This window comes from Streptomyces rubradiris, assembly GCF_016860525.1.
Taxonomy (GTDB): Bacteria; Actinomycetota; Actinomycetes; order Streptomycetales; family Streptomycetaceae; genus Streptomyces; species Streptomyces rubradiris.
Window position 1 is genome coordinate 950,368 of sequence record NZ_BNEA01000015.1, and the last position, 20,261, is coordinate 970,628.

At 72.7% G+C, this 20,261-nt stretch carries 16 protein-coding genes, 1 tRNA gene and 2 pseudogenes; 10 read left to right on the forward strand and 9 right to left on the reverse strand.

All coding sequences use genetic code 11. From position 1 onward, the window contains the following. Window positions 1-655 precede the first annotated feature (655 nt). The gene (locus Srubr_RS17475) at window positions 656-1,360 is read left to right on the forward strand and encodes a glycerophosphodiester phosphodiesterase (RefSeq protein WP_189989537.1); all 705 of its coding nucleotides are present in this window, start codon (window positions 656-658) and stop codon (window positions 1,358-1,360) included. Between the two features lie 410 nt (window positions 1,361-1,770). Further along, on the forward strand, window positions 1,771-3,534 hold the full coding sequence (locus tag Srubr_RS17480; RefSeq protein ID WP_189989539.1) for a HEAT repeat domain-containing protein: 1,764 nt from the start codon (window positions 1,771-1,773) through the stop codon (window positions 3,532-3,534). Window positions 3,535-3,855: 321 nt separating this feature from the next. Here the strand turns inward: Srubr_RS17480 and Srubr_RS17485 are convergent. Next, window positions 3,856-4,137: pseudogene (locus Srubr_RS17485) on the reverse strand (condensation domain-containing protein); the annotation flags it as partial. A gap of 389 nt (window positions 4,138-4,526) precedes the next feature. On the opposite strand from Srubr_RS17485, the gene Srubr_RS17490 reads away from it, so the two are divergent. Further along, entirely contained in the window at window positions 4,527-4,961 is a 435-nt protein-coding gene (locus Srubr_RS17490; protein WP_189989541.1) for a hypothetical protein, read from the forward strand. A gap of 519 nt (window positions 4,962-5,480) precedes the next feature. Here Srubr_RS17490 and Srubr_RS17495 read toward each other — a convergent pair. Next, complete coding sequence (locus tag Srubr_RS17495; protein ID WP_189989544.1) at window positions 5,481-6,122, reverse strand: carbonic anhydrase; 642 nt, start codon at window positions 6,120-6,122, stop codon at window positions 5,481-5,483. Window positions 6,123-6,419: 297 nt separating this feature from the next. On the opposite strand from Srubr_RS17495, the gene Srubr_RS41690 reads away from it, so the two are divergent. Both Srubr_RS41690 and Srubr_RS17505 read left to right on the forward strand, forming a co-directional pair. Then, entirely contained in the window at window positions 6,420-6,824 is a 405-nt protein-coding gene (locus Srubr_RS41690; protein ID WP_189989546.1) for a hypothetical protein, read from the forward strand. A gap of 65 nt (window positions 6,825-6,889) precedes the next feature. Beyond that, window positions 6,890-7,608, forward strand: a pseudogene (locus Srubr_RS17505) (YihY/virulence factor BrkB family protein). 318 nt (window positions 7,609-7,926) lie between these two features. Here Srubr_RS17505 and Srubr_RS17510 read toward each other — a convergent pair. Further along, window positions 7,927-8,000 (reverse strand) — tRNA-Pro (locus tag Srubr_RS17510). 45 nt (window positions 8,001-8,045) lie between these two features. Further along, window positions 8,046-9,476, reverse strand: a complete 1,431-nt coding sequence (locus Srubr_RS17515) for an MFS transporter (protein ID WP_189989548.1) — start codon at window positions 9,474-9,476, stop codon at window positions 8,046-8,048. 297 nt (window positions 9,477-9,773) lie between these two features. On the opposite strand from Srubr_RS17515, the gene Srubr_RS17520 reads away from it, so the two are divergent. The 4 genes from Srubr_RS17520 to Srubr_RS17535 all read left to right on the forward strand — a co-directional run bounded on the left by Srubr_RS17520 (window position 9,774) and on the right by Srubr_RS17535 (window position 13,161). Further along, the gene (locus Srubr_RS17520) at window positions 9,774-10,352 is read left to right on the forward strand and encodes a TetR/AcrR family transcriptional regulator (RefSeq protein ID WP_189989550.1); all 579 of its coding nucleotides are present in this window, start codon (window positions 9,774-9,776) and stop codon (window positions 10,350-10,352) included. Between the two features lie 90 nt (window positions 10,353-10,442). Then, the gene (locus Srubr_RS17525; protein ID WP_189989552.1) at window positions 10,443-10,787 is read left to right on the forward strand and encodes a cupin domain-containing protein; all 345 of its coding nucleotides are present in this window, start codon (window positions 10,443-10,445) and stop codon (window positions 10,785-10,787) included. Window positions 10,788-10,919: 132 nt separating this feature from the next. Next, window positions 10,920-12,071 (forward strand): Gfo/Idh/MocA family protein, encoded by a 1,152-nt coding sequence (locus Srubr_RS17530; protein WP_189989554.1) that lies wholly within the window; start codon window positions 10,920-10,922, stop codon window positions 12,069-12,071. Between the two features lie 85 nt (window positions 12,072-12,156). After that, window positions 12,157-13,161 carry a Gfo/Idh/MocA family protein gene (locus Srubr_RS17535; protein WP_189989556.1) on the forward strand — a complete coding sequence of 335 codons (1,005 nt, stop codon included), beginning with the start codon at window positions 12,157-12,159 and terminating at the stop codon, window positions 13,159-13,161. A 57-nt stretch (window positions 13,162-13,218) separates the two neighbouring features. On the opposite strand, the gene Srubr_RS17540 is transcribed toward Srubr_RS17535, so the two are convergent. Both Srubr_RS17540 and Srubr_RS17545 read right to left on the reverse strand, forming a co-directional pair. Next, window positions 13,219-13,422, reverse strand: coding sequence for a hypothetical protein (locus Srubr_RS17540; RefSeq protein ID WP_189989558.1), 204 nt, complete (start codon window positions 13,420-13,422; stop codon window positions 13,219-13,221). Window positions 13,423-13,546: 124 nt separating this feature from the next. Then, the gene (locus tag Srubr_RS17545) at window positions 13,547-14,449 is read right to left on the reverse strand and encodes a sugar phosphate isomerase/epimerase family protein (RefSeq protein WP_189989560.1); all 903 of its coding nucleotides are present in this window, start codon (window positions 14,447-14,449) and stop codon (window positions 13,547-13,549) included. Between the two features lie 213 nt (window positions 14,450-14,662). Between Srubr_RS17545 and Srubr_RS17550 the strand changes: the two genes are divergently transcribed. Then, window positions 14,663-16,018, forward strand: a complete 1,356-nt coding sequence (locus tag Srubr_RS17550) for a cellulase family glycosylhydrolase (protein WP_189989837.1) — start codon at window positions 14,663-14,665, stop codon at window positions 16,016-16,018. A gap of 76 nt (window positions 16,019-16,094) precedes the next feature. Here Srubr_RS17550 and Srubr_RS17555 read toward each other — a convergent pair whose 3' ends face one another. The 3 genes from Srubr_RS17555 to Srubr_RS17565 are packed head-to-tail and all read right to left on the reverse strand — an operon-like array spanning window position 16,095 to window position 20,256. Then, a complete protein-coding gene (locus Srubr_RS17555) occupies window positions 16,095-18,488 on the reverse strand; it encodes a beta-xylosidase/alpha-l-arabinosidase (protein ID WP_189989561.1) in 2,394 nt (797 codons plus the stop codon). Then, a complete protein-coding gene (locus Srubr_RS17560; protein WP_189989563.1) occupies window positions 18,485-19,303 on the reverse strand; it encodes a carbohydrate ABC transporter permease in 819 nt (272 codons plus the stop codon). Before Srubr_RS17560 ends, Srubr_RS17555 begins: the two co-directional genes overlap by 4 nt. After that, window positions 19,300-20,256 carry a carbohydrate ABC transporter permease gene (locus tag Srubr_RS17565; RefSeq protein ID WP_189989565.1) on the reverse strand — a complete coding sequence of 319 codons (957 nt, stop codon included), beginning with the start codon at window positions 20,254-20,256 and terminating at the stop codon, window positions 19,300-19,302. Before Srubr_RS17565 ends, Srubr_RS17560 begins: the two co-directional genes overlap by 4 nt. Window positions 20,257-20,261 lie beyond the last annotated feature (5 nt).

Consider the following 20,261-nt stretch of genomic DNA (forward strand, 5'->3'; position numbering starts at 1 on the left):
CCCGCACGTGCCGGTCGTGCCGGCGCCGACACGAGAGTATCGCCCATGCCCATGCCACAGCCGGGAAGGCCGCGGCGGCCGCCGTGCCGGTCTCCGCGACGTCGTGCCGTCGGAAACCAGGGCCGACGCCATGTCGACGAGCGCGCTTCCCGGACCAAGAGGTCCCGACACGGGCGTCGGACGTGGCGGTGGGGGTGCGGCCGGAGGTCGCGCAGTCCGCGGTTTCGGGGGTCCAGGCTTCGGTGAGGCGGCGGTGACCTGCCGGTCCTTGGCGAGCTGGTCGAAGCTCCAGGCGGCGAGTTCGTTGGCGTCGGACGTGTCCTACTGCCACATACCGGTCCGTCCGGTCATGTCATGGTCGCGGTCCGACCGGAGGACGAGAGCACGACGGTACGCGCACTCAATTGGCGACAATTCGGGCATCTACCCCGTATACGCAGGCTGCGCGCCAGTGATTCGAACCACTTCCGTGCCAGCACAGCCAAGCACGGGCTAACGTTGGCCGGTGACAAAGCGAAGGTCGGTTCGAATAGCAACCCTTGTGGCATCCGCTGTCACTGTGATGACCGCCTGTTCGCCGCCCTGGGCGGAGGAATCCGCGGCAGCCGCGGACACCACCGCTGCCGCTGCCGCGTCACGGTGCACAGTGCCCCAGGTGATCGGCCATCGCGGCACTCCCGAGGACGAGAACACGCTGCGAGGGCTACGGGACGCCACCGACGCCGGGGCAAGCGGCGTGGAGTTCGATGTGTGGTGGACCCAGGACGGCGTGCCGGTCCTCTCGCACGATCCGACGGTCGACCGCACCACCACGGGGCACGGGCCCATCGCCGCGATGACGGCCTCACAGGTACGTGCCCTGCGCACCAAGAGGGGTGAGCCGGTGCCGACCCTCAAGGAGGCACTGGGCTTCACGGCCGCGCGTCGCCTCACGGCGATGGTCGAGCTGAAGCCGACGCCGACGCCCGCGCAGGTGGATTCACTGCTGACCGTCATCCGCGCCACCGGCGCGGCCCCCTACGTCGTCGTGCACAGTTTCAACGCCGACGCGGTCGACGCCGTGCGCCGGGCCGCACCCGAACTGCACACCGCGCTCACCCACGAGAAGACCCAGATCACCGGCAAGGAAGCGGCTCGGTACGGAACATCGTTGAATGTCTCCCGGTTCCTCGCCACCCCCAGTGCGGTCCGGGACTGGCACTCCGCCGGGCTGAAGGTCTATACGTGGACGGCGAACTGGCCGCCGGCGTGGGAGAAGGCGAAGGCCGCCGGTGTGGACGCGGTGCTCACCGACCGCGTGGAGCCGTACAAGGAGTGGGCCCGCACCGCGTGCGACCCGACGGTGACAGCCGCACCGTAACGCCGAACGGGTCCGAAGACCCCGCTGTCATCGGGGCTTGTGCTCTGGTGGCTGCCAAGGGTGGAGTCTTCCGGCAGCCCACCTTTGTGTCCCTCTGCGCGCGGTGGGACGGGGGCACCCGGCCGCGGCGGAGCCGAGCGCGCAGGCGAGTCGGACGATCGACACGCATGTGAGTGCCCTGCGGAGCAAGCCGCTTGAGACCGGTCGGTTCCTGACGGCTCCGTACGACATGCCCGGAAAACGGTGGCGTCTCCCCGATGAGGGGCATACGAGCGACGGCATGCGCACGCGGCGAGCAGGTCTTCGGCCGGCTCAGGCCGTGCACGGCGGCGGCTCTGCCTGGCCGGGCGGGGAGTTCAGCCTGGTGGCGTGAGCCGTCGGTGTCAGTGGCGCCTTGCAGACTGTCCTTCGTGATCAACGTGAACGATGTCGACTGGAGGGCAGGCCACCTGCCCGGTCAGGTCTGCGGAGTCCCAGGCCACCTCACGAAGATGCTCTCCGAAGACCCGGCGGTGCGGGCCGAGGGGCTGGAGGACTTCTATGCGGAGGCCCATGACCAAGGAGCTGTCGACCCGTGCACCGCGGCGAGCGTGCCCCTGCTGTTCGCCATGGCCGACAACCCGGCCACGCCCGACCGGGGCGAGATCGTCAAGCTGCTCCTCAGCATCGGACGTGAATCGCTGGACCGGGACCCTGAAACCAGCTACTTCACGGTGCGCGGAGTGGAGTCGACGGCCCACGTGGACATCGTCGCCGAGATGACCGAACGGGCGGAGGCCTTCGCCCGGTACGCGGCGGACACGGACCCGCTGGTGCGCCGCCCGGCCATCGCGGCGGTCGGTCTCTTCCTGACCGACGGCCGGCGTGCCGCCCGCGTCCTGGCCGAACGCCTGCCGGCCGCGGAGGGGATCGTGGAGCGGTTGCTGGTCGTCCGTACGATGGCGCGTCTGGCGGAACGGCTGCCGGCGACCGGTCCGACCGTGACGGCCTGGCTTGACGACCTGCTCGACGGCCCCCCGCGGCCTTACGCCGACGCCCCGGTCCGGCTCTCGGCGCTCACCCACCGGTTCCCACTCGCCCCGGACCGAGCCGACTCCGCTGTCGTACCGCGCGCGATCGCTCTCCTGCGGGAGATCACCGCGACCCCGGCCGCCGGGAAGCCGTGCGACGGATGCCGCTGGTGCGAGACATCGAGCCGCGGCCGCGGCCGGAGCGTCGCTCCCACGGTCCGCCCCGTCCACCTGGCCGCCGACTTCTTCGACCCCGAACATCCCTGGGAGGAACACTCCCCGGTCAGCAGCGTCCTGCGTGCCCTGCACACCGCCCTGGGCGACCGGATCGCGGAGCGAGCCGACCTCCTCGTCGCACAACTGACCAGCCCCGATGCCGCCACCCGGTACGACGCCCTCGCCATGGCCGAGGACATCCCGGGCCCCCTGCCCCGCCCCGTCCTGACCCACCTCCTCGCCCTGCTCCCCGACGACTGGGCCGCAGCCCGCATGATCAAACGCGGGTTCAGCGCGTGGCTGCGCGGCCGGTTCACGGTCGCCGCCGAGGACACCGCACTGCTCCTCGACACCCTCGCCGACCACATGGCCACCCTGCGCGACATCCACGGCCCCGACGTCTGGGCCACCGACAACCCCCTCGTGCGCAGCGCCTACCAAGAGGCGGTCATGATCCTGGCCGACCACCACGACCCCCGTGCCCTGCCCGACATCATCCGCGCTCTCGAAACCCGCGTGGACGAATGGCGCGTCCTCCACGACATCGACGGCTACCCGCAAGCCGCCGACCGGCTCGTCCCCCTCCTGGCCGACGGCCTGCGCCGCATCGACCCACACCGCCCGGACTCCCCCGTCCCCGCCGGCCTCTACCTGTCCGGCCTGGCCGGACTGAAAGACTCCAGCGCCATACCCGTGATCACCGACACCCTCACCTGGGCAAACCGGCACCGGAACTGGACCGTGGTGACCTCGGCCCTCAACGCCCTCGCCGCCTTCGGACCCATCGCGCAAGCCGCCCACACCCTCATCCGCCCCCTGGCCAACGCCCCCGACAACACCGTACGCACCGCCGCCCGAACCGCACTCGACGCACTCACCGACGGCAAGCACCCCCTGCCCACCCCATCGACGCCCAGCGACGGCTACGGACAGCACCCACCCCACTGAGCCCCGACGACTCGTTCCACCGCTCGTCCACCATCTGCCGGGGCCGGCGGCGCGGGACCTTCGGGTCGTGCCGGAGCCGGCCCTCGCCTCGATACGGATCGGGCGGACCGTGGTGGGCGTGGGGACGGCTGCGCTCGGAGCGCCGGCCCCGTCGCGGCAGGCGGATCGATCGGAGATCACGCGCATACTCGCCCGGCTTCGTTGCGCTCCTTGCTCGTTGGATGCGCGACAGCTACCGAGCAGACCGAGTGGGAGGTGTGCTTCGGCCCCGGGCCCGGCGGTCCAGTGCCGTTCGGCGGCTGTCAGCGTCCCGTAGCCGGGAGGGGCCGGCCGAGTGTCCACGCGTCCGTGGCGGACGTGCTCCGCGTAGCCCCGCACCAGGTCGGTGAGGAGCAGCCGTGCCGAGTGCCCGTCGTGGACGGCGTGGTGCTCGGTCTGGACGAGGACGTGCTCCTCGTCCGCCGTCCGCATCAGGTGCCAGCGGATCAGGGGGCCCGCCGACAGGTCGAAGGGCCGGCGGGCCTCGGCGAGGGCGGCCTCGGACGCGGCCCGTTCGGCGTCCGGGATGTCCCGCAGATCGCTGTACCGCACTTCCGCGCGCACGGCGGTACCGGGGGCCCGCGCGCGCCGGACGCAGGTTATCCAGCCAGCCGTTTCCGGACACGACCGCCCCCGCCGGAACGCCCGCGCGGCCTGGTAGAACGACGCCCGGGCAGGCGTGTTGCGGAAGCTGCGGTGCCGTCAGGCGGCCTCCTCGCTCCGCCCCGCACGCCGGGCCTCCCGGTCCCCGGCCCTTCCCGCTCCCCGACCCTTCCCGGTCCCCGGCCCTTCCGGTCCGGAATCGAACAGCGACGGCTCACGCTCAGACAAACGATGTGCACGCTGAGGAAAAAATCCGATGGGCTGGGAATGTCTGATGGAGTCGTCCATGGAAAGGGGGTGGGCGGCATGGGAGCGTTCCCGGGCAAGCCCTGGTAAGGAGAACGGGCGGAATGAAGATGGCGGGGCAGAATGCCCGCCCCGCCATCGTTCCGTGCCAGCCACGAAGAACCAGAAAAGCCGAAAGCGGATTTCCCATGGGTGCGTTCTTCCGGCCCACGCGGCACGCGCGGTTCCGTCGTCTGTGGCTGAGTCGGCTCGCCGGTTCCGTCGGCGCCGGCGCCTTCGCCGTCGCGATGGCCGGCATCGTCGTGAACGGGCGTCAGGCTGTCGGCCTCGGCTCCGCACCGGCCGCGATGACGGGCGTCGGCGCCGCCTTCTTCCGGCCCGCCTTCGAAGCCCTCGTACGACAGCGTCCCGCTCTTCGAGGCGGCGACCTTCTTGTTGAGCATCTGTGCCCTCATCGGCACGAAGGACCCGCGATGGCGAAACTGGACCGGCAGCCCGAGGTGGGACAGCAGACGTGTTCGCCGCGCGAGCGGCGGTGAGCCGTCGCGGTACTTCCGCCGCCCGCCTCGACGCGGTGCTCCCCCACGCGAGCCGGCGGCACGCGCGCCGGGCGTGCGGGTGGGGGCGGGGCCACCCGAACAACCTGGACACGCCCGCTCCTTGCCGTGCGGCGCGAGTACCGGTCCGTGTCGTCGTCCATACGACAGGCAGCGCACAGGAAGCGCACGGGGACCGGCAAGGGAGGTGCCACGGCCGGGATGCCGGACGGCCATGTCGATCGCCCGCCCGACGAGCGCGTCCAGCCGGCCGGTGTCGTCCATCGGCGGTCCGGAGCCCGGCACTGACCTCCGCCCGGTCCCCGGCAAGCCCGCGCGCGGTAGCCCCAGCGCTTCGCCGGAAAGGGCACCGGGCGGGCCGTCGGGCGGTGGCCTGCCGGAGGCGATCGAGCGGTGAGCCCGGTAGGAGCCCCGTCCGCGTACACGGGTCTGCTCCGACCGGGTCACATCACCGCGACGCCCCACCGGTTCACACCACCGCGGCGGCCACGGCCGGCATGGTCAGGACGCGGCGGGGACCGTCGCGTCCAGGCCGCGAGCGGCGACGAGCCGCGCACTGCCGTCGGCCAGCCGGTAGGACAGCCCCACCACGCCGAGGCGGCCGGCGGCCACCCGCTCGGCCAGGACGCGGGAGCGCTCCAGCAGCAGGTCCACGGTGTTCTCGATGTGCCCGGCCAGGATCTCGTCGGCCTGGTCGCGTCCGGCGGCCCGGGCTGCCAGCACGCTCGGGGTCACCCGTTCGACAACGTCACGGACGAAACCGCCGGGCACCTCGCCGCCGTCGGCCGCGGCACGGGCGGCTGCGATGGCCCCGCACGAGTCATGGCCGAGCACGACGACGAGCGGGGCGTCCAGCACGCTCACGCCGTACTCGATGGAACCGAGGACCTCCGCACCGGCGACATGCCCCGCGGTGCGCACCACGAACAGATCGCCCAGGCCGCGGTCGAAGATGATCTCGGCGGCCAGCCGTGAGTCGGAGCACCCGAACAGCACGGCGAAGGGCCGCTGGGACGGCGCGATCTCGGTCCGGCGGGTGGCGTCCTGGTTCGGGTGCTCGGGGGAGCCTGCGACGAAGCGCTGGTTACCGGCCATCAGCAGCTCGAAGGCGTCGCGGGGCGTCGGGTTCTGGATCTCGGTCATGACGGCAGCCTACGAGGCGGCACCAGCCGTCGCACAGCCGGGACCGGCCGCAAGGGCCGGAAGGCCGGAGGTCACCAGGACGGCACCGCCCCCTGGAATCGCTGTCGGTCCCGCCCGGAGGCGAATCCGCCGAGGGCCGTAAGGAACGATCCCGGTCTCCTCTGCCCGGCGAGCGGAACGTCGAGGGCCTCGACGAGTTGATCCGTAGCGGAACGCACGGCGGATCGGTCCGGGATCTTTTGTCACCCGATCAGGTCTGGGACCGATCCGCCCGGCGGGCAGCACCGGATTCCCCCCGTGAGGGACGAAGAGAAGGACCAGCGAGTACGGCCGGCTCGGCCTCCAGTGGCGCTGGGTGCGCTGAGCGGGGCGGTGGCGGGCTTCGCCGCGCCGGCGGTGGCCGAACTGGTCGCGGCGGGAGTGCGTCCGCAGGCCGGCCCGGTCGTCGATCGTGGCCGCCGCCGCGTCCGTGGCAGCGGCCTCGGCCGCGGTGGGCGGCCGGTCCCTGAACGCCTCGCGCGGCCAAGACGCGATCGCTTCCCGCAGGAAGCTCGTGCTGCCTTCTCCCGGGTCACCGGTGCGACCGGTGCCCAAGAGGGCCGGATTACGCGTCCCCGGCATCGGTCCCTTCGTCACCCGAACGACGACTTCTACCGGGTGGACACCGCGCTCGTGGTGCCCAAGGTGGACGCCCCCACGTGATCCGGTGCCGGACGGTCGGCGGATTGGTTCCCGCCCGACCGAGGGACGAGCAGCGGGCGTAGTCGATGCGGATGTCCGGGGCGGCCCCTGGTGGCGTAGGCGGGGCCCCGGCACCCGAGGAGGTCGGGCCCGGGCCCGAGGTGGAGCGCCGGGCACCGGACACGCCGACGGAGCTGACCAAGCGGGCCTGGCTCGGTGTGCTCAAGGGAGCGCTGCGGGAGTTCAAGGACGATGAACTGACCAACCGGGCAGCAGCTTTGCCGTACTACGGGGTGCTGTCGCTGTTCCCGGCACTGTTGGCACTCGTGTCCGTGCTGGGTATCACCGGCGAGTCCACGACCGACGCGGTGCTGGCCGACATCGAGGAACTCGCTCCCGGCTCGGCCCGGGAAGTGGCCGGTCCTGGTGGTCCTGGCCGCCGTCATGATCGCGATTCTGTACTGGGCGTACGTCCAACGCGAAGGTGAAGGGCTTGAGGTGGATCACCCCGGGCAGCCTCGTCGCCCTCGTCATCCGGACGATCGCGTCGGCTGCGTTCGCCTTCTGCGTCGCGAACTTCGCCTCCTACAACAAGACGTACGGGACCATGGCCGGCGTCATCGTGTTCCTCGTCTGGCTGTGGCTCACCAATGCGGCCATGCTCCTGGGCCTGGAGTTCCACGCCGAGACCCTACGCCAGAGGGCCGTCGCGGGCGGTCTGCCGCCTGACACCGAGCCGTACACCCGCCCCCGCGACACCCGGAAGCGGGACGAGGACGACCGGCGTCGACCGGGTGAGCCCTGACCGGTCGTGCGACGGCCTCGCGCATCCCGCGGGCGTCGCCGAGGTGCTGCCGGCGGTGGAGGAGACGCCCGAGACCACGAAGCCGTGATCCGCGCGCACCGGCCCTGCCCGACTGGGGCGCCTCGTCCAGCCGACCGCCGGCGCAGCACTCCCCCACACACCTCGGCGCGGTCCGCGCCCCCGCCCGTTCCCGGGCCCGGTCGTCATGCTCCGCCGACACCGGTCAAGGGAGCACTGGCCCCCAACTGGTCCCCAGAAACGGCCGAGGGCCGGTCTCGGACATCTCCGAAACCGGCCCTCACCTGCGACTCTCACGAGTCGGGACGACAGGATTTGAACCTGCGACCCCTTGACCCCCAGTCAAGTGCGCTACCAAGCTGCGCCACGTCCCGCCGCGGTCCCACGCGGGGTTTCCCGCGTGATCACGCAGGTCAACACTACCGCACCCGGACGGGTGCCGGTGTCACCCCCGGGGTCGCGGGGGCCTCGGCCGGACGGCCCTGGTGGCGGGCCGGGACCAGGAGGGCGGCGGCGGTCGCTGCCAGGCAGAGCAGGGTGAGCAGGGCCCAGCCGTGGGTGTAGCCGGAGGCGTGCGGCAGGCCCGACGGCTGGAGCCGGCCCGTGACCAGGACGCTGGTGAGCGCGGCGCCGATGGAGCCTCCGATGGTGCGGATGTTGGCGTTCATGCCGGTCGCGGCGCCGGTCTGGGCCACGGGCACGCTGCCCACGATGAGGTTGGCCATCGAGGCGAAGGCCAGTCCGATGCCGAGGCCGAACAGGGCGGCGACGACGCCGATCTGCCACCGGGCGTCATGCCAGAGGGTGAGGAAGCCGCAGGCCACCGCGCCGAGCGCGGCGCCCGTGGTGAGCAGCGCCTTGGCGCCGACACGGGGTTCCAGCCGGCCCGACAGCACGCCGGAGAGGAACATCGCGACCAGCATCGGCAGCATGAGCAGTCCGGACTCGGTGACGCTGGCCCCGAAGCCGTAGCCGGCCGCGGACGGCGTCTGGACGAAGCCCGGCAGGAAGGACCAGATGGAGTACATGCCGGCGCCGAACAGCAGGGCGGCGGTGTTGGTCGTCCACACCGCGGGCAGCCGCAGCACCCGCAGGTCGATCAGCGGGGTGCGCGAGCGGGCCTCGGTCAGCAGCCACACCGCGAACAGCACGACGGCGGCGGCGAACAGGCCGAGCACCCTCGCCGAGCCCCAGCCCCACTGCCCGGCCTGGCTCAGCGGCAGCAGCAGGGCCACCAGCCAGCCGGAGAGCAGCACGGCACCGGTCCAGCCGACCTTGCCCGCGGTCCGTTCGGGCGACTCGGGGATGTAGCGCAGGGCGATCAGGACCGTCGCGGCGACGATCGCCACCGGGATCCAGAACAGCCAGCGGTAGTCGAGCGCGGACACGATCGGTCCGGCGGCCACCATGCCGACGCCGCCGCCGGCCGCGATCACCGCGGAGAGGTTGCTGATGCTGCCGCTGACCTCGGCCGGGGCGAACTCGTCCCGGATGATGCCGAAGGAGAGCGGGAACAGGGCGCCGCCGACGCCCTGGACGACCCGGGCGACGATCAGCACGCCGATGTTCGGGGCCAGCGCGGCGACCAGGCAGCCCGCGAGGACGGCCAGCAGGACGGCGACGAGGGTCCGTTTCCGGCCGGCGAGGTCGCCGACCCGGCCGAGGATCGGGGTGAAGACCGAGGCGGACAGCAGATACGCGGTCATCACCCAGGTCGCGGTGGACGGGGAGGCGTGCAGGGCGTGCTGCACGGTCGGCAGGGCCGGCGCGATCAGCGACTGGAGCATGGAGAAGACGCCGGCTCCGGTCGCGAGGACCGCGAAGGTGAGACGGGTGGAGGCGCGGGGCATGGAGAAGCCTCTCCGTAATCAAGGAAGGGATCAGGGAAGCGGATCAGGGAAGCGGATCAGGGAAGCGGATCAGGGAAGCGGGTCACGGAAGCGGTCAGGGAAGCCCGAGGGTCGGGTACCTGGGGTGCGTGGTGCCGGGGCACGGTCGTACGGGGCCCGCCCCGGTCGCGGGGGCGGCGGCGCGGGCCGCGTCCGGCCACGACTGAGCCACCCCGCACTGGTAAAGTGGAGGTACGCCTCCACTCTAGCGGAGGCCACCCTCCGCTTCAATTCGAATCCCCTCCCCGGGAGGCAGCAGTGACGGCCACGCCGTTCCCCGTCAGCGAGATCGTCGCGGCCCGCCGGCCGCACCGTAAGGACGCCGCCCGCAACTACGACGCCCTGCTCGACGCGGCCCGTGAGGCGTTCGCCGAGCACGGGGCCGACGCCTCCCTGGAGGACATCGCCCGCCGCGCCGGCGTCGGCATCGGCACCCTGTACCGGAACTTCCCCACCCGCCGCGACCTGTTCGAGACGGTCTACGCCGACGAGGTCGCCGCCCTGTGCGGGGCGGCCCTGGAGGTGGCGGACCGGGAGCCGTGGGAGGCGCTGACGGCGTGGCTGGACCGGTTCGCCGGTTACATGGTCACCAAGCGGGCGGTGCGCGAGGCGCTGAACGGCGAGTCGGACATCTTCCAGACCTGCCGCGACTCCATGTACGCGGCCGGCGGCCCGCTGCTGGAGCGAGCGCAGCGCAGCGGCGCCGCGCGGACGGACATGGACTTCGGGGACCTGCTGCGGCTGGTCGCCGGGATCATGGCGACGAACTTCGAGGACGCCGCCCAGCGCGACCGGGTGCTGGCCATCGCGCTGGACGGGGTGCGCACCGGCCGCTGACCTGGGGCGACGAAGTGTCCTGCGGCCGGGCCCGATGCCCCACACCCTGTCCACGGCACCGCGGCGCACCCGCCGACTAGGGTCGGCCGCATGACGCACAGCTTCGCGCTCCACATCCCCGACGCCGACCTCGAACCCGAGCCCCTGGACCCGGCACAGATCGTCTCCGGACACCCGGAGGTGACCGGGAAGGTCGTCTGGGAGTCGCCGGACGGGCGGCAGATCCGGGGGATCTGGCAGATCACCCCGGGCGTGGTCACGGACACGGAGGCCGACGAGCTGTTCGTGGTGATCAGCGGCTCGGCCACGATCGAGGTCGAGGACGGCCCGACGCTGCGGGTGGGGCCCGGCGACATGGCGGTACTGCGGGCGGGTGACCGTACGCGGTGGACGGTGCACGAGACGCTGCGCAAGGCGTACGCCATCAACCTCTGACGGGCACGCGAACGGCCTGCCGGACGGGGACGCGTTCGGAGGGTTGACACCTCACCATGTCCGGACAAAGGTGGCCCGGAGCCGGGACGGACCGGTCCGGGCGCCGGTCCCACGCTTCTGGGAGAGGCTGTCATGGTGGATGCGCTGGGTGTCGCCGTCATCGGGTTCGGCTGGATGGGCCGTGTGCACACCCGGGCGTACGCGCGGCTCCCGCACCACTATCCGGATCTCCCGCTGCGCCCCCGGCTGGTCACGGTCGCCGACGAGGTCGCGGGGCGGGCCGAGGAGGCCGCCGAGCGGTTCGGGTTCGCCTGCGCGACCCGCGACTGGCGCGAGGTGGCCGCCGACCCGCGCGTCCAGGCCGTCAGCGTCACCGCGCCGAACTTCCTGCACCGGGAGATCGGTGTGACGCTGGCAAAGGCCGGCAAGCACCTGTGGATCGAGAAGCCGGTGGGCCTGAGCGCCGCCGACGCGCGCGCGGTCGCCGACGCGGTCGCACGGGCCGGTGTGCAGGGCACGGTCGGCTTCAACTACCGCAACGCGCCCGCCGTGGAGGCCGCCCGCGAGCTGATCGTCTCCGGCGGGATCGGCACGGTCACGCATGTGCGCGTCCGCCTCTTCAGCGACTACGCGGCGGACCCGGACACCGCTTTGACCTGGCGCTACGAGCGGCGGCGCGGGGGCAGCGGGGTGCTCGGCGACCTGGCCTCGCACGGCGTGGACCTGGCCCGCTTCCTGTGCGGCGAGATCGCCTCCCTCGCCGCGGACACCGCGGTCTTCGTCCCGGAGCGGGCCCGCACGGGCGGTGCGACGGCCGGGCACGCCCTGGCCCCGGGCGGCGAGCCGGGCCCGGTGGAGAACGAGGACTACGTCGGCTGTCTGCTCCGCTTCGCCTCCGGCGCCCGTGGGGTGCTGGAGGCCTGCCGGGTCTCGGTCGGCGAGCAGAACGCCTACGGCTTCGAGGTGCACGGCAGCCGGGGGGCGGTGTTCTGGGACTTCCGGAGGATGAACGAGCTGGGTGTGTGCCGCGGCACCGGCTACCGGGACCAGCCCGTGAGCACGGTCCACGTCGGCCCGGGCGCCGGTGAGTTCGCCGCGTTCCAGCCGGGCGCGGCCAACGCGATGGGCTACGACGACCTGAAGGTGATCGAGGCCCACCGCTTCGTACGGTCCGTCGCCGAGGGCACGCCGTACGGCACCACCCTCGCGGACGCGGTGCGCGGCGCGCGTGCGCTCGACGCGATGGCGCGGTCCGCGCGGACCGGCGGCTGGGTCAGCCCGTAGGGGCGCCGGGGGCGGGGCTGTTCGCGGGGGTCCGGTGGCTCTCCGCCGATGGTGCGCGGGGTTTGTACGGACAAGAATGGGACGCATGCGTATCGGAATCCTCGGTCTCGGCCGTATCGGCTCCTTCCACGCCGAGACCCTCTTCGGGCTCGACGCCGTCGAATCGCTCGTCGTCACCGACCCGTTCGCGGACGCGGCCGAGCGGGCGGCCGAGCGGTTCGGCGCCGAGGTGGCCCCGTCGCCGCGGGCACTGCTGGCCTCCGGGGTGGACGGCATCGTGGTGGCGGCGGCCACCGACGCCCACCCCGCGCTGATCCGGGCCGGTGTCGAGGCCGGTGTCCCCGTCTTCTGCGAGAAGCCCGTCGCCCGGACGATGCGCGAGGGCGTCGAGCTCCTGGACGTCGTGCGGGGCGGGGGCGTGCCGGTCCAGATCGGCTACCACCGGCGTTTCGACGCGGGGTTCGCCGCCGCCCGGGCCGCCGTACGGGCCGGTGAGCTGGGCGCGCTGCACACCGTGCGGTCCACGACGCTGGACCCGGAGCCGCCGCCGGCCGCGTACGTCGCCGCGTCCGGCGGCATCTTCCGGGACTGTTCCGTGCACGACTTCGACAGCATCCGCTGGGTGACGGGCCGTGAGGTCACGGAGGTGTACGCGGTGGGCGGCAACCGCGGCGCCGGTCACATCGCGGCGGCCGGCGACGCCGACACCACCGGCGCGCTGCTCACCCTGGACGACGGCACGGTCGCGATGGTGTCCAACTCCCGGCACAACCGGCGGGGTTACGACGTGCGCATGGAACTGCACGGCTTCGCCGACTCGCTCGCCGTGGGCCTGGACGACCGGCTCGCGCTGCGCTCGGCCGAGCCCGGCGCGGACTTCCCCTCGGGCACTCCGCACACCTTCTTCATGGACCGGTTCGCCGCCGCCTATCGCGCCGAACTCGCCGCGTTCACCGAGGTGGTGGCCGGTACCCGGACCTCCCCCTGCACCGTGGAGGACGCCCTGGAGGCGGGCTGGATCGCCGAGGCGTGCACCCTGTCCCTACGCGAGCACCGGCCGGTGACGCTCGCGGAGGTGCGGTCGGCCTGAGCGGTACGGGGACGGTGCCGGGCCGGTGCGCGGCGCCGTCCCGTCCCCGCACCGGGGTCAGCCGCAGTACCGGATCAGCCACTCGTCCGGGTGGTAGGCGTCCCGCGCCGGGTCCGGTCGGGTGGCCGGCTTCGTCTCGACCGTGTCCTCTAGGCGTATCCGCTCGGGCAGGCGGCCGAAGCGGTGCCGCCGGGTGACGGCCGCGTCGGCGGCCTCGGCGGTGTCCCGGGGCGTGTCGTGGGTGTGCGTGCGGTGTGTCATGTCGTCCTCCCGTCCGCGCGGGCGTTCCCCGTTGTCGGTGGAACGCCCGGGTGCCCCGGTTGGTTCCCGGCTCCGCCGTGGCCGAATCCGTCAGGGCAGCGCAGGATCCGGCGCGCACGCCCGCTCAGGCGCCGCAGGAGCGCAGGAAGCGCCGGGTGCGGACGGCGATCGGCAGCGGCCGGTCCGGCTCGCACGGGTACATGTCCTGCTCGACGATCGCGAACAGGTCCACGCCCAGTCCCTGTGCCGCCCGCAGCACCGGCGCCAGGTCCGGCACCCCGGCGGGCGGTTCGCACATCACCCCGCGCCGCACGGCGGGCCCGAACGGCAGCCCCTGGGCGACGACTTCGGCGAGAATGTCTGGGTCGACCTGCTTGAGGTGCAGATAGCCGACACGCTCGCCGTAGGTCTCGATCAGCTTGACGCTGTCGCCGCCGCAGTAGGCGTAGTGCCCGGTGTCCAGGCAGAGGCTCACCAGCCGGCTGTCGGTGGCGTCCAGGAAGCGGGTGACGTGGGCCTCGGTGTCGAGGTGGGTGTCGGCGTGCGGGTGGACGACGATGTCCAGGCCGTAGGTCTCCCTGACCAGGTGGCCGAGCCGTTCCATGCCCCGGGTCAGGTGGGTCCACTGCTCGGGGGTCAGCTCGGGCGGCTCCAGGATCTCGGCGGTCTTGTCGTCGCGCCAGAAGGAGGGGATCACCACCAGGTGCCGGGCACCCATGGCCCGGGTGAGCTCGGCGACCCGGCCGACGTGGGCCCAGGTCTCCTCCCAGACGGCCGGTCCGCGGTGCAGGGCGGTGAAGACCGTGCCCGCCGAGACGTTCAGGTGCCGCCGGGCCAGTTCGTCGGCGAGCCGGGCCGGGTCGGTGGGGAGGTAGCCGTAGGGGCCGAGTTCGATCCAGTCGTAGCCCGCCTCGGACACCTCGTCGAGGAAGCGGTGCCAGGGGATCTGGTGCGGGTCGTCGGGGAACCAGACGCCCCAGGAGTCGGGGGCGGAGCCGACCCGGATGCGGTCGAGGGTCTGGGCCATGGCAGCGGTTCCTCTCCGGGCGGTCGTCGCGGGCGGGGGCCCGCCCGTCCCTCCTTTGTCAGGACATCATTTCACGAACAGGTCCGCGTGCAAGGGGGGTCGCACGGTCCCTCACGCTGGCCTTTCCGGTGTGCGCCTGGTAGCACAGAGGTGCTCCAAGTGTGCGCACGGTCAAGGCAGTTACCGTCCCGGAGGTTTCCCGTGCTGCGAGCGATGCTGACGGCGGGCGCGGCCGTCGCCGCGCTGCTGGCCCCCGCCACCGCCCACGCCGAGGAGGCCGGGCCGGGCATCCCCCCGCTCACCGACGGGCAGGGGCGGGTGCTCACCCTGCGCGGCTGGAACATCGAGGACAAGACGCACCGGGGCGAGCAGGCCCTGAGCGCGATCACCGAACGCCATCTGCGCGAACTGCGCGCCCATGGCTTCGGCTTCGCCCGGCTGCTGGTCTTCTGGGACGACCTGGAGCCCCGGCCCGGGCAGTACAGCGAGAGGTACCTGCGCAAGATCGAGCGCGTCCTGGACTGGGCCGAGCGCCAGGACGTGCGGGTCGTCCTCGACGCCCACCAGGACGTCTTCGGGCCCGCCTTCGGCCACCGGGGCATACCCGAGTGGGCGACCAGGACCGACGGGCTGCCGTTCACCCCACACCCGGACGACTGGTTCGCCGAGTACTTCGAGCCCGCCGTGCAGCGCGCCTTCACCCACCTCTACGAGGACGACGACCTCAGGCGCGCCCAGGCCCGGATGTGGCGCACGCTCGCCACCCGCTTCGCCGGCCATCCCGCGGTACTCGGCTACGACCTGATCAACGAGCCCATGGGCGAGCCGCGGCCCGGGGAGGACCTGCCGGCGGCCGCGCGCCGCATCGAACGCGAACAGCTCACCCCGATGTACAACCGGCTGGCCGACGCCGTCCGCCCGGCCGACCGGGACGCCTGGCTGTTCGTCGAGCCGACCCCGGTCGTCGGGGAGGGCGTGCCGACGGGTCTCGGCCGGGTCCGTGATCCCCGGGTGGTGTACGCGCCGCACTTCTACGACACCGCGATGGAGGCGGGCGCCGACTACGACCCCGGGGCCGGCTGGATCGAGGCGTACGAGCGGGCCGTGACCGCGTACCCGAAGCGGTACGGGGTGCCGGTGGTGGTCGGCGAGTGGGGCCCGCCGGACAGCTCGCTGCCGCACATGAACCGCTTCTACCGGGACGCCATGGCCTCGCTCGGGCGCTACGCCTCCGGCTGGGCGGGCTATGTGTGGTGCTACGGCGGCGGGTACTGCGCGCTCGACGGGACGGGCGCGTTCCGCGTCAACAAGGAGCTCACCGTGGAGCCGTACGCCGAGGCCGTCGCGGGTACGGTGCGCTCCGCCGCCTACGACGCCGGGGCGGGCGAGTACCGGCTGGTCTACCGCGCGGCAGCGCACGGTTCCCGGCTGAGCGTGCTGTCCGTGCCGCCCGGTGCCTGGCGGATCAGGGCCGAGGGCGGGGCGGACGTCGTACGGCGGACGGCCGGCCGGGCCTGGGTCCGGGCGGCCCCGGGCGAGCTGGTGACCGTGACGGTGACGCGCGGGTGAGTACGGCCTTCGCTCACGGCCGGTCGCGGCGCCGGCGTGCGGCCGGCCACGGGTGGGGCCGGCCGCGCGCGGCGGGTCAGGCGGCGGGGTCGGCCGACCCTACCGTCTCCTGCTCGAACCGCGCGTGGAACCGGCGGGTGTGGTCCACGTGGCGTTCCTCGCCGGTCAGGGTCACCGTCGCGGTCAGCCGGGCGTCCGCGCTGGACGCCGCCAGACGCAGGTGCAGCTCGCCCGGTTCGACCACCCGGCGGCCGTCGCGGCCGGTGAAGGAGGCCAGGTCGGCGGGCACGGTGACGCGTACCCGGCGGGCCTCGCCCGCGGCGAGCCGCACCCGGGTGTAGCCGATGAGCCGCTGCACCGGCTGGACGACGGAGGCCACGGGGTCGTGCAGATACAGCTGGACCACCTCGGTGCCGGCCCGCTCCCCCGTGTTGCGCACGGTGAACGCGAGGGAGAACTCGCCGCCGGTGTCCGCCTCCGCCCGGTCGACGGCCAGCTCGCCCCAGTCGAAGGACGTGTAGGACAGCCCGTGCCCGAACGCGAAGGCGGAGGTGGGGTCGATGCTGGAGACGTCGCTGGCCTGGGCGAGCCGTGCGCCGAGGTAGGTGGCGGGCTGGCCGCCGGTGTCGCGGGGCACGCTGACCGGCAGCCGTCCGGACGGGTTGGTCCGGCCGCTGAGCACGCCCGCGATGGCGCCGGTGCCCTCCGCCCCGGGGAAGAAGGACTGCACGATGGCGGCGGCCTCGTCCACGGCCCGGCCCAGGGCGTAGGGCCGGCCGGCCAGGAGGACCGTCACCACGGGCGTACCGGTGTCGAGCAGCGCGTCGAGCAGTTGCTGCTGGGCGCCGGGCAGGGCCAGGGACTCCGCGTCGCAGCCCTCGCCGCTGGTGCCGCGGCCGAACAGGCCCGCGCGGTCGCCGAGGGCCACCACGACGACGTCGGCCCGGCGCGCGGTGTCGACGGCCTCGGCGATGCCGAAGACGTCGCCGTCGTCCACGCCGGTGCCCTGGACGACGGTGAGTTCCGTGCCGGGGAACTCCCGCCGGAGGGCGTCCTCCAGGGTGGGCAGGTCGATGCCGGCCGGGGTTCCCGGGTGGTGCACGCCGACGTGCTGGGGGAAGGAGTAGCAGCCCAGCACGGCCGTGCCGACGGTGGCGTTGGGCCCGACCAGGGCGATGCGGCGGGGCCGGGCGAGGGGCAGGGTGCCGTCGTTGGCCAGCAGGACGACGGCTTCCTCCGCGATGGTCCGGGCCAGTTCCCGGTTCTCCGCGGTGTCCAGGTCGACGGTGCCGCGCAGGGTGCCGGGGTCGTCCAGGTCGGCTCCGCGCAGCGCGGCCGGGACCGGGTCCCAGCCGGCGTCGAGCAGGCCGAGCCGGGCCTTCTGGGTGAGCACCCGGCGCAGGGCGCGGTCGATGAGCGCCTCCGGCACCCGGCCCTCGGCGAGGGCCTCGGCGAGGGGCGCGCCGAACGTCTTCACGGTGGGCAGCTCCACGTCGACGCCCGCGCGCAGGGCCGCCGCCGCGGCCTCGGCCCAGTCCCCGGCGATCCCGTGCAGGGTCTTGAGGAAGGCGATGCCGAAGTAGTCGGCGACGACCGTGCCCCTGAAGCCCCAGGTGTCGCGCAGCAGCCCGGTGAGGAGGTCCTCGTCGGCCGCCGAGGGGATGCCGTCGGTGTCGGTGTAGGCGTGCATGACGGAGTCGGCTCCGCCCTCGACGATGGCCATCTCGAACGGCGGCAGCAGGACGTCGGCCCGTTCGCGCGGGCCCATGCCGACGGGTGCCAGGTTGCGGCCGGCGCGGGAGGCGGAGTAGCCGGCGAAGTGCTTCAGGGTGGCGACGACACCGGCCGAGCCCAGCCCCTGGACGTAGGCGGTGCCGATGCTGCCGACGAGGTAGGGGTCCTCGCCGATGGTCTCCTCGACACGGCCCCAGCGGGCGTCGCGCACCACGTCCAGGACGGGCGCGAGGCCCTGGTGGACGCCGACGGAGCGCATGTCGCGGCCGATGGCGGCGGCCATCCGGCGGATCAGGTCGGGGTCGAAGGTGGCGCCCCAGGACAGCGGGACGGGGTAGGCGGTGGCGCCCCAGGTGGCGAATCCGGCCAGGCACTCCTCGTGCGCCAGGGCCGGGATGCCGAAGCGGTTGGCGGCGGTGATCCGGCTCTGGGTGCGCAGCAGGGACAGCGCGCCGAGCGCGGGATCGACCGGTGCCGTGCCGAACGGGCGGGTCAGCTGGCCCAGTCCGGCGGGCAGCAGGGCGTCGAGGTCGACGGCCTCCTCCATGTCGTGCTGGTGCGGGGCGACCTCACCTCCCTCGTCGGACGCGCCGACCCACACGCCGTACAGCTGGGCGGTCTTCTCCTCCAGGGTCATCGCGTCGATCAGCGCGGAGACGCGGGTGCCGATGTCCTGGGTCGGGTCGTTCCAGACGGGGACTTCGGGGGTGGTCTCTACGGCCACGTTGGCGGTCACTTTCCTCCCATGCCCATCAGCCCCTGGACCAGGGCACGGCGGGCGAACAGGTAGACGAGCAGGACGGGCACCATGGACAGCGTCACGGCTCCCAGCAGGCCGGGGATGTCGATTCCGTGAGCGGTCTGGAAGTTGTACAGGCCCAGGGTGATCAGCTTGGTCTCTTCGGACTGGGTCAGGACCAGCGGGAACAGGAAGCCGTTCCAGGCCTGGAGGGCGGAGAACACCACGATCGTGGACAGTCCGCCGCGTGAGAGCGGCACGACGAGCTGGAAGAACATCCGCCTCGGGCTCGCCCCGTCCATGGTCATGGCCTCGAACAGCTCCGGGGAGATGTCCCGCATGGCCCCGCTGAGGATGAGCGCCGACATCGGCAGGCAGAACGCGGCGGTGGGCAGGATGACGCCCAGCAGGTTGTCGTACAGCCCGGCCTCGCTGATCAGGTAGAACATCGGCACGATCACGGCCTGGGCGGGGATGGCGAGGCCCAGCAGGAACAGCCGGAAGATCTGCGAGGTGACCCGGGAGCGGCTGCGGACGATCGCGTAGGCCAGCGGCGGTACGAGCAGCAGCACCACACCGACGACGCAGACGGTGACGACGATGGTGTTGACGAAGTACCGGCCGAAGCCCGAGTCGAACGCCCTGGTGTAGTTGTCGAGGGTGAACTCGTCGGGGAAGGACACGGGGCCCTTCTTGGCGTAGTCCTGCCGGGTGCGCAGGGTCGCGGCGAGCATCACGTACAGCGGCAGGCCGACGACGACGAGCCAGACGATCGACCCGGCTCCGGCGAGGTAGTTGGGGCGGCGCCTCATGACACCCCTTCCATGTCGCTGCGCATCTTGTCGTAGCCGGAGACGCGGACCACGATCAGCGAGACAATGGTGGCGGCGATGACCAGGCACAGGGCGATGGCCGCGCCGGCTCCGAAGTCGAAGCCCTTGAAGGCCTTTTGGTACATGTAGTAGGCGCTGATGGTGGTGTCGGTGCCCGGTCCGCCCTGGGTGAGGATCAGCACGGTCTCGAAGGTGGTGAGCCCGCCGACGATCATCAGGATCATCGAGGTGACGACCGAGTTGCGCAGCTGCGGCAGGGTGATGTGGAAGAACTGGCGGAAGCGCCCGGCGCCGTCGATCTCCGCCGCCTGGTACAGCACCGGCGGGATGGCGCGGGCGGCGCCCTGGTAGATGAGCGTGTGGAACGGGGTGAACTGCCAGGTGCTGACGAAGGCGAGGACACCGATGGCGGTGGCCTGCTCGCCGAACAGGTTGCCGTCGCCGAACAGCCAGGTCATCCGCGCGGGGATGCCGAAGTTCGGGTCGAGCAGCGCCCGCCAGAGCACCGACACGGCGGTGGCGGACAGCAGCAGCGGGATGAAGTAGACCGCCGACAGGACGGCCCGGTTGCGCTGGTGTCCGGCGGCCCAGACGCCGAGGACGATGCTCAGCGGGGTCTGGAGGACCACGCCGAGGGCGGTGAGCAGCAGGGTGAGCCAGATGCTGCGGATCATGACCGGGTCGTCGAGGATCCGCTTCCAGTTGTCGGTGCCGACGAACTCGGGTGATCCCAGGCCGTTCCAGCTCATGAAGGACAGCACCGCGACCATGATCAGTGGTGCGATGGCGAAGAGGGTGAAGAACAGGGTGGCGGGCAGCGCCCAGAGGAAGCCGGGGCGGGTGCCGCGGGCGGCGTAGGAGTCCTCCGGCCGCCGCCGGGCCTTACGGGTGGCCTCGGCGGTGGGCGGGGCGCTCGTGAACTGTGTGGTCATGAGCG